General features: G+C 39.2%; 6 protein-coding genes. All 6 read left to right on the forward strand.

The annotated features are described in order from the left end of the window. Positions 1-223: hypothetical protein (locus tag ACM0OZ_RS46945; RefSeq protein ID WP_414589833.1), on the forward strand; the 223-nt coding region annotated here is incomplete at its 5' end. A gap of 1,696 nt (positions 224-1,919) precedes the next feature. Continuing rightward, positions 1,920-3,305 (forward strand): CHAT domain-containing protein, encoded by a 1,386-nt coding sequence (locus tag ACM0OZ_RS46950; RefSeq protein ID WP_414589834.1) that lies wholly within the window; start codon positions 1,920-1,922, stop codon positions 3,303-3,305. A 405-nt stretch (positions 3,306-3,710) separates the two neighbouring features. Then, a complete protein-coding gene (locus ACM0OZ_RS46955) occupies positions 3,711-4,022 on the forward strand; it encodes a hypothetical protein (protein WP_414589835.1) in 312 nt (103 codons plus the stop codon). Then, a complete protein-coding gene (locus ACM0OZ_RS46960; RefSeq protein WP_414589836.1) occupies positions 3,974-4,480 on the forward strand; it encodes a hypothetical protein in 507 nt (168 codons plus the stop codon). Before ACM0OZ_RS46955 ends, ACM0OZ_RS46960 begins: the two co-directional genes overlap by 49 nt. A gap of 46 nt (positions 4,481-4,526) precedes the next feature. Then, a complete protein-coding gene (locus tag ACM0OZ_RS46965) occupies positions 4,527-6,521 on the forward strand; it encodes a dynamin family protein (RefSeq protein WP_414589837.1) in 1,995 nt (664 codons plus the stop codon). A 213-nt stretch (positions 6,522-6,734) separates the two neighbouring features. After that, positions 6,735-7,991, forward strand: a complete 1,257-nt coding sequence (locus ACM0OZ_RS46970; RefSeq protein WP_414589838.1) for a tetratricopeptide repeat protein — start codon at positions 6,735-6,737, stop codon at positions 7,989-7,991. Positions 7,992-8,215 lie beyond the last annotated feature (224 nt).

The raw sequence follows: 8,215 nt of genomic DNA on the forward strand, positions 1-8,215 counted from the left end.
ATACTCCACCCCAAGTGTCCCTTCTGTCAATACCCCCTCACCTGAATCCTTACGAAATAATATTGGAGTTTTAAGTATTGCCTTTCTGCATTGTCCCAAAAAGAGTTTAAGTTCCCACCAAAATCCTTCGCATAGCGTACCGTTCAGCTTTAGCTGCGGCTCAAGTATAGAAAAGAGTGGTTTTCAATTGGATGGAGTCTTGGGATCTGTTAGCAAAGCGTAACGTAATCCCATATCTTTATCCATTCGCAGCGCCCGTGGACACGCACCTACGGTGAAGCGCGGACAAATTTCTTCTGTATCCTTCTTCCTGTCTTCTTGAAATAATCTAAATTAATTAAGGTGTAAAAATGGTAAGTAACAGAAAATTTGAGTTATTTATAATTGACAAAATCATGAAGTGCTTTTTAGTTAATTTTACTAGAAAACTTCAGTTTTTTCTCTAGTAATTATTGCGATATTAACTGGAGTAATTTTTCTGCAAAATATCACGAAAGAGCTATTACCTCCAGTTCAAGCTCTATCTTTAGAACCGTCAGGGGATGATGGAAAAACACCAGCGAAGTTTAAAATTGGAGATGAACCTGAACTAAAAAAAGTAAGATTTAGAGGCTATGTAGGAACAAGTTTTGTTATTACGTCCGGAAATCAAAAAGGTCAAACCGACGCTTCTTACATAATTCTATTGAACGGACAGAAGCTCACTCAAATAAACCAAACTCTAGATTCAAAGAGTGAGGAATTTAAAGTCCGGTTAGGAGAGGACTTATATACCATTGTGGATGAGAAAAGTAAGAAAATAATAGATGAGTTCATCATAAGAGGGATAGCTAAAAACTGAAATTATCTCAACAATAAGGGAACAGGGAAGAACTTTTACGGTATGTCGTCATCAGATAATTAATGACGAATTTCAAGAAGAACTAGCAATAGAAAAACGAATCGGATAAGCTCGAAAACCATTTATTAATTCAATTAACTTAAGGAAACAGCGTTTCATCCCAGGAATGTTGAATACATTTAACCAAGGTAGCAGTAAACGGTAAAAGATATAAGATTGAATAATTAGTCTCAAATTATTAAGAGAATTTTTCCATGTCATGCCAGCTTCCGACTTCCGATGTTGACTAAATTGAGTAGTTTATGCATTCATTAATGAAGAGGACTCAGGGCTAGGATTTGGAAGATTTTCGGCTACCAACTTCTCAGCAACGAAATTGGAAATAAGTCGTCTGAATGCTTACTAAAAGATAAGCACTAAAAATTATCTCCCACCAGCGCTCAATGCTTTCATAGTCTGTCAGGCGTTCACGTAGCTCATATCTTGCACCTCACCGTACAAACACAGGCAACGTAAAAAGATGCCCGAAAAAGCTACCTTATTTTTATTGGCTTTTATCGCAAAATCAAGGCTTTCGGTTTAATACGGAGTAATTAAATTACATCAATTTTTATTGGTGCAAGATGTGAGGTAGCGTGTCCGTGCCTCTTGCTCCCTTCGGGAGAGCTTCGCTAACAGAGGAGCTACGCTAACGGCTCCGCCGTGCCGCAGGCTCAGGACATAAATCAGCCCAGCCGAGTTCATTCTTGACTTGTTTAAAGCCCTGACTTTTCACGTCATGTGGAAAAACCAACGCTGAACCTAACCCCCCAGCCCCCTTCCCTAATAGGGAAGGGAGAGAATTAAAAGCCTCTCTCCTTGTAGGAGAGAGGTTTGGAGAGAGGTTTTCCAGATCCCGTGAAAAGTAAGGTTTAAAGCCATATTCAAGGAGCGTTTCTCAAACTATAAAGTTGAACAACGTTAACTTGAAGGTCAACAGATAAATTAGTCATAACGTACCAATTTTCATCTCCTGTAGGGTCAGGAACAAAAGAGGGATAAGTAATTAACCGAACTTGGAATCGAAAAGGAGCTAATCATGGTTAAAAATCGCCAGTATGTAAATTTCAATCTCGAATTACGGGATTATGATGAGTCCAGCCAAACATTCAAAATATCTGTTCCCTTCTCAGAAGTTGGAGATATTCGTGAAGCCGTGACAGTTTCCTATCCATCTAAAGAAATAGAACCTATTTCTGCATCAGACGCAGAGAAAACCCGCGAAGCAGTTTTAATTGAAGGAGTAGAAAAGCAATTTAGGAAACTAGAACGTAAACGTTTATCACCTCAAGAATTAATTGAACTGGGTAAACAGTTAACAATTCGATTGTTTCCACCAGGAGAAATTAGTAACTTATTCCAAAAGGCAGTTGAAAGAGCGGGTTCAGAAGGTGGCGTTCGCCTTCGTTTAGTGATTAAAGATTTAAAACTTGCTCAAATACCTTGGGAGTTTTGCTATCTTCCCCAGGAAAATGAAGAAGATAGTTATGACAACTTCCTGGTGTTGAACCCAAAATACTCAATGGTACGATATGAATCAACTGCTACCTCTACGCATCCAATTAAGAAAGATAATCAAGAATCATTACGCCTACTTGCAGTAACAGCGAACCCTTGGAAAGACCTTGATTTGGATGTTGAGCAGGAAGTTATAAAAAAAGCGCTAGATAGATTTAGTGTAGACGGAGTTACTCTAAATTGGGAGCCTTTCATCAAAAATCCAACATTTGAGGAGTTAACTTCAGCACTAGATAAAAAACCAGACCTTTTCCACTTTGCAGGTCATGGCGCATTTACAGAGGAAGATAATAACTCAAATACTGAAGAGTTTAAGGGTATGGGACATCTTGTCTTGCTCAACAAAGAAAAGCAGCCAGAATTCTTACCAGCGAACCATTTGGCGAAACAATTGCAAATGGCTGGTGTTAAAGTTGCTCTTTTGGGAGCATGTGAATCAGGTCGCCGTGATGGAGTTTCTCCTTGGACTGGGATAGCACCAGCTTTAATGAAAGAGGGTATACCAGCAGTAGTAGCAATGCAGTATAAAGTACGAGATGATGATGCAATCATCTTCAGCAAGCGATTTTACACTGCACTTGCATCTGGGCTGTCTATTGACGAAGCAGTATCTCTAGGACGGCTAGAAATGTACCGTCAGTCAAAGGAACGATTTGAATGGGGTATACCTGTTCTATATATGCGTTCTCCTGATGGAATAATTTTCCCTGATCTAACGCAAAGAGAATCAAAGACAGCTGATGAGCTACGTATTAAAGGTGAAGCACGAGTTAACGAACTCAAAGATAGTACATTCAATGTTGTAGAGATTGAGAAAGTAGTTAAAGCAAATCAAATTCAAGGTAATTACGAAGGCGAGAAGGTAGAAAATAGTAACGTTAAAGTTGTTTTCATAAAAGAAGCTTAATGGGTATTTCTAGTTGATTTGTTTGTGTACCTTATCCAATTGCAAACCGCTATATAGATTTGAGACTAGCATTCTCATAACGGAATATGAAATTGCACATCGCGTAAATTTCTATATAGCAATCCTATTTGATTTGCAAACACCGAGAGGATCAGATCCCCGACTTCTTTAAGAAGTCGGGGATCTTTTTGTTCGTAACTCATTTAGGATTGCTATATAAATTTCTATGCAAACTCTACCATATAGAGAATTTTTCCAGAACTTCACCGGAACTTTACTGTATCGATAACTAATGGCGATCGCTCTAAATTGAATATAGGAAACCAGCAAAACTCTTCTGCTTATCAGAAAACTTAAATAATAATTGCGTCAGAAAAAACAGCCTGAGAAAGGAGCTCAAGGACTGTGACAAATACAAAAACCCAAGAAACTATAGATGAACTGGATGCTTTGACGGATGTTGAAGACCACTTGCAGTTTGCTGCAAACATAATCGAGCGAGAAGAGATTTCTACTGCGTTAAAAAGCGAAATTGATTCTCAAATTAACCAAATTCAAAAGCGACGTGGTGATCCCAATCTCTACTTAGCAGTTATTGGGGAATTTTCTAGTGGTAAGAGTACTTTTATCAATGCACTACTGCGAGGATTTCTGCAGATATACCAGTTTTGCCATCTTATCCAGTTGATGAAAATACTTCCGAAACCAAAGCAATAGAGGCAGTGCGATCGCAAATTACCGCAATGGTGAAAGGTGGTAATCACAAAGCATGGCGCAGCCAGCAAGTAGCTAGACAACTCATTGATATATTGACTCAGTTGATTGATATAGGTTCTGTGGCGATCGCTGTCAGTCTGGGTGCAGCCATTCTCAGCGAACAATTCCTCACTGACAAATTAGAAGAACAGCGCCAACAAGTGCAGAAGAAATTGGAACTTTCTGTAGACAAAGCCTTTAACGAATACTGCGATCGCATCTTTGAGCGACTACGCAAGATATACCAGCAAATAGCAGAAGATATCCAACGCCAACAAGTTACCTGGCAATCTGCCAAAACGGCTGCGATTGAAGTAAGTCATCCAGACTCAGATGAACAACCTTGGCAACAAATGCTTGACAAAGCCTCTGCTTTGAAACAAGAAATCCTCGCAGCAGTAGAAACGTCCAACCATTAATTCCTGTTTCCACCTGTTTTAAATTCTGAAATTGTTGGAGATTAATATGATTCAGACTACCACCCACGCACAGTTTGATTTGTTCCAAAAACGACGGAAAGCTTTAGTTGCTCTGATTCAGCGCCAGCTAGATATATTAGATGCCTTGGATATGAAAGGTTGGGAAGAAACACTGCATAAATTGGAAACTCGTGTTCAGGCAGACAGCTTTAAAGTACTAGTTTTAGGAGAATTCAAGCGCGATAAAAGCACTTTTATTAATGCCATGCTAGGCGCTGAAGTTTTACCTGCTTATGCAAAGCCTTGTACCGCTATTATTAATGAGGTTAAATGGGGAGATCCCAAACGTGCTTTACTGCATTACACTAACTCTACAGATAATGGAGCAAAGCCAGCCAAGGAAATTCCTATTGATCAAATAGAAGAGTATGTCGTAATTAAAGATAATGTAGGTGAAATCAAAGAAAACCCTTACGAAAAGTTAGAGCTATTCTGGCCTTTAGAGATTTGTAAAGACGGGGTGGAGATTATTGATTCTCCTGGACTGAATGAGCATGAAATTCGCCAGAAAGTCACAATGGATTACTTATCCACTGTGGATGCTATTCTGTTTGTTCTCTCTTGTGAAGTTCTCTGTTCTCAAACTGAACTGATTTTCATAGATAATAATTTGATTAGCATGGGACATGAAGATATTTTCTTCATTTGCAATCGAATTAACCAAATTAGAGCTAAAGAAAGAGAAAGTATTAAAGAACATGCTTTCTCCAAACTAGCTTCTCGTACAAAACGTAGTAAAGAAAGTATCTTTTTTATTGATGCTCTTGGTGCTTTAGAAGGTCGGCTAGAACCAGATGAGCAGCGATTGAATCAATCTGGTGTACCTGAACTAGAAAAAGAATTAGCAAATTTCCTCACTAACCAAAAAGGACGACTCAAAATTCTCCAACCAGCTAAAGAAGTCAAAGGTGCAATTCATGAGGCAAGGCGAATAATTCCTGAGCGAGAAACACTACTACGAACTGATTTAAAAACTATAGAACAACGATATGAAGCTGCTCAAGAACCATTGAGGTTACTAGAATTAGAACGTCAGCAAATAGTGACCCGTGTATCTAACTTTCTTACTGATACGAAGCCATCTGTACATCAAAAAACACAGCAATTCTATCAAGAACTAGCTGAGAAAAAAATCACAGAATGGATGGCAGAATACGAAATTCAAGATCCAGTAAAATTTTTGAAGTTAGAATGGGTGACTACACAGATAGAAAAAGTAGTTGAAGAAGTTAAAAACTATCTTGCTAACAAGATACAGACAGAATTTGCTACATGGCAATCTTCAGAACTACAACCATTTTTAAGTGACCGATTACAAAGCCTTATGCTTGAATTAGAGCAAAGAGCAGAAGCATTTGTGAGGAATGTAGAAGATTTACGCGTTGATTTAATTGCTGGCACTTCTGATTCCCAAGGTGCAATCACATATCAAGAAGCAAAAGTGTCTTTACTTGAGCGTATTTTTGCTACAGCTGGAGGTCTTTTATTTGCAGATCCTGTTTCCGGCGCGCTTGGAGCAGCTTTTGGTTTTCAAGAAATGGTGAAAGGTTTAATTGCACAAACCGTTTTACTCGGTGTAACTTATGCCTTTGTTGGTCTCAATCCGTTTATTCTGATTCCAGCTGCGGTTATTGGCGGTATCGTCCAAGGTGCTTGGAAAGTTCAGTCAACTAATGACAAAATTAAGACAGCAGTTACTGAGAAGTTTATCAACCAAATTCGTACAGACAGTTACCAAAGAGCCGATGAACTCAGCAATTCTGTTGTCCAGCACATAGGCAAGATTAAGGATGCTATTGACCAAGAACTTGGTCAGGAAATTCAAAATATTCGAGATCAGGTAGATTCTATTTTGGAAGAAAAGCAAAAAGGGCAGGAGAATGTCGAACAGAAACTGCATGAGTTGGCATCTATTCGCAAAAATTTAGATGCAATTGACAGTGAATTAGATGAACTAATTGCACAAGTAGCAACTATGTAAATTATTCTTCCCTTTCTTCAGTAAAGTCGGAACTTTCCTTAGCTGGGGGACTTAATACTATGGGCGTGGTGAAGAATTAAAGCTAGTTTTGGTAAAGTTTTTAAGTTACTGGGCTTGGCACTTTGCGATCGCTACCCTAACACTCCCCCAGTTTTGAATAATTTTTCCGACTAGTGTAGTGCTTACTATTGGTGACTGTTATAGGTATACTTTATGAATGAAAATCGTCGTCAAGCTTATCTGAATCTGATTGAATTACTACTAAGCCGTCCTAGCGGTGAAAAACTAGCAATTTTGAGAGCTAACCAAAACTTGATAGATGCTGGGTTAGTACAAACAATGCTAGATTATGCAATAAATCTGGCAACAAGAAACGACATACAGACCTTTGAGCGCTTAATAAACATTGTTGTTAATCTGTTAATTACTCTGAGAAATGCTAACTTTGAAAGTCAGGAGTTTACCAAGGCAGTAGAGTACTACGAGCAGCTTTTAACCATCTGCCAGGAAAGAAGCTATCAGGAAATAGAAATGATGCTTCTGTACTATATACGTTTGTTTTACCGTTATACAGATGACTATGCCAAGGCGATAGAGTCAAGCAAGCGGCTTTTGGCGATCGCGCAAAGCTTTGAAAATCGCTTTTTGGAGGCTGAAACTCTGTTCCATCTAGGAATTGATTATCAAGCTTTAAAGGATTTAGACAGTGCAAGAAATAATTACGAGCGGGGGAAGGCGATCGCTGAACAGATAGATGGCAAAGCTGGCAAGGAATTACTTGTAGATATTCTCAATGCTTTAGGAAGCTCTTATAATCATCCCTATGACTGGGGCTTAGGCACAGCTATAGATATCTGCACAAGGAGTTCGGGAATCGCTCTTGAGATAGGCTATCGTCACGGAGAGGCAGTTGCTCTAACCTGTATAGGAAAAGCTCATTATTGGGCTCCGGGACAGTCGAGGAATTTTCCTGAGGCAATAAAGTGCTACGAGCGAGCTAAAGTCATCTTCCAAGAAACAGGCGACCTCGAAAAAGAGGTGGATGCTCTGTATCATTTGCAAGATTCCTACAATTACACGAGCAATTATGCCAAGGCGATAGAGTGCAACAATAAACTTTTGACCATTGCCAGAAATTTAAACAATCGCCTTTTAGAGGCTCAAGCTCTATTTTGTCTAGGAAGAAGTTACGATGCCTTGGGTCAGAGGGAGAAAGAGAAAGCGAAAAATTACTACGACCAGAGTTTGGCGATTGCTAATACGATAGACAATCAATCTGCTCACTGGTTGCAGGTACATAGTTTACAAGGTTTGGGAGGTTATTACAGGGTTAATGGAAATTTAACCGATGCGGAAGGATGTTACCAACAGAGCTTGAGAATTGCCGAGAAGATAGGCGAAGAACAGGGACAAGCCAATGCCTTACAAGCTTTAGCTGATATTTACTATTACCAAGGAAATTTAAAGTAGGCGTGGGAGTACAACGAAAGGAGTTTGACGCTTAAGGAGAGACTAGGGGATCAGATTGGTAGAGGAGGTTCTATTGGCTTTCGGGGAAGAATTTATTTTTTACGCAAAGAATATCAGTAAACCAAAAAGTTTTCTCTGAAGGGCGATCGCTAATCATTGTCTACGTAAACTTACAGCAATTTTCAGGTAAATAGACCACAGTGGTTGAACCAACCGAAGGTATG

It is taken from the genome of Scytonema sp. PCC 10023 (assembly GCF_963920835.1).
GTDB lineage: Bacteria > Cyanobacteriota > Cyanobacteriia > Cyanobacteriales > Nostocaceae > Kalymmatonema.

Excerpts from the sequence above, each read along its gene's own strand:
- ACM0OZ_RS46965 (WP_414589837.1), top strand. The coding sequence starts at position 4,527 with ATGATTCAGACTACCACCCACGCACAGTTTGATTTGTTCCAAAAACGA.
- ACM0OZ_RS46970 (WP_414589838.1), top strand. The coding sequence starts at position 6,735 with ATGAATGAAAATCGTCGTCAAGCTTATCTGAATCTGATTGAATTACTA.
- ACM0OZ_RS46950 (WP_414589834.1), top strand. The coding sequence starts at position 1,920 with ATGGTTAAAAATCGCCAGTATGTAAATTTCAATCTCGAATTACGGGAT.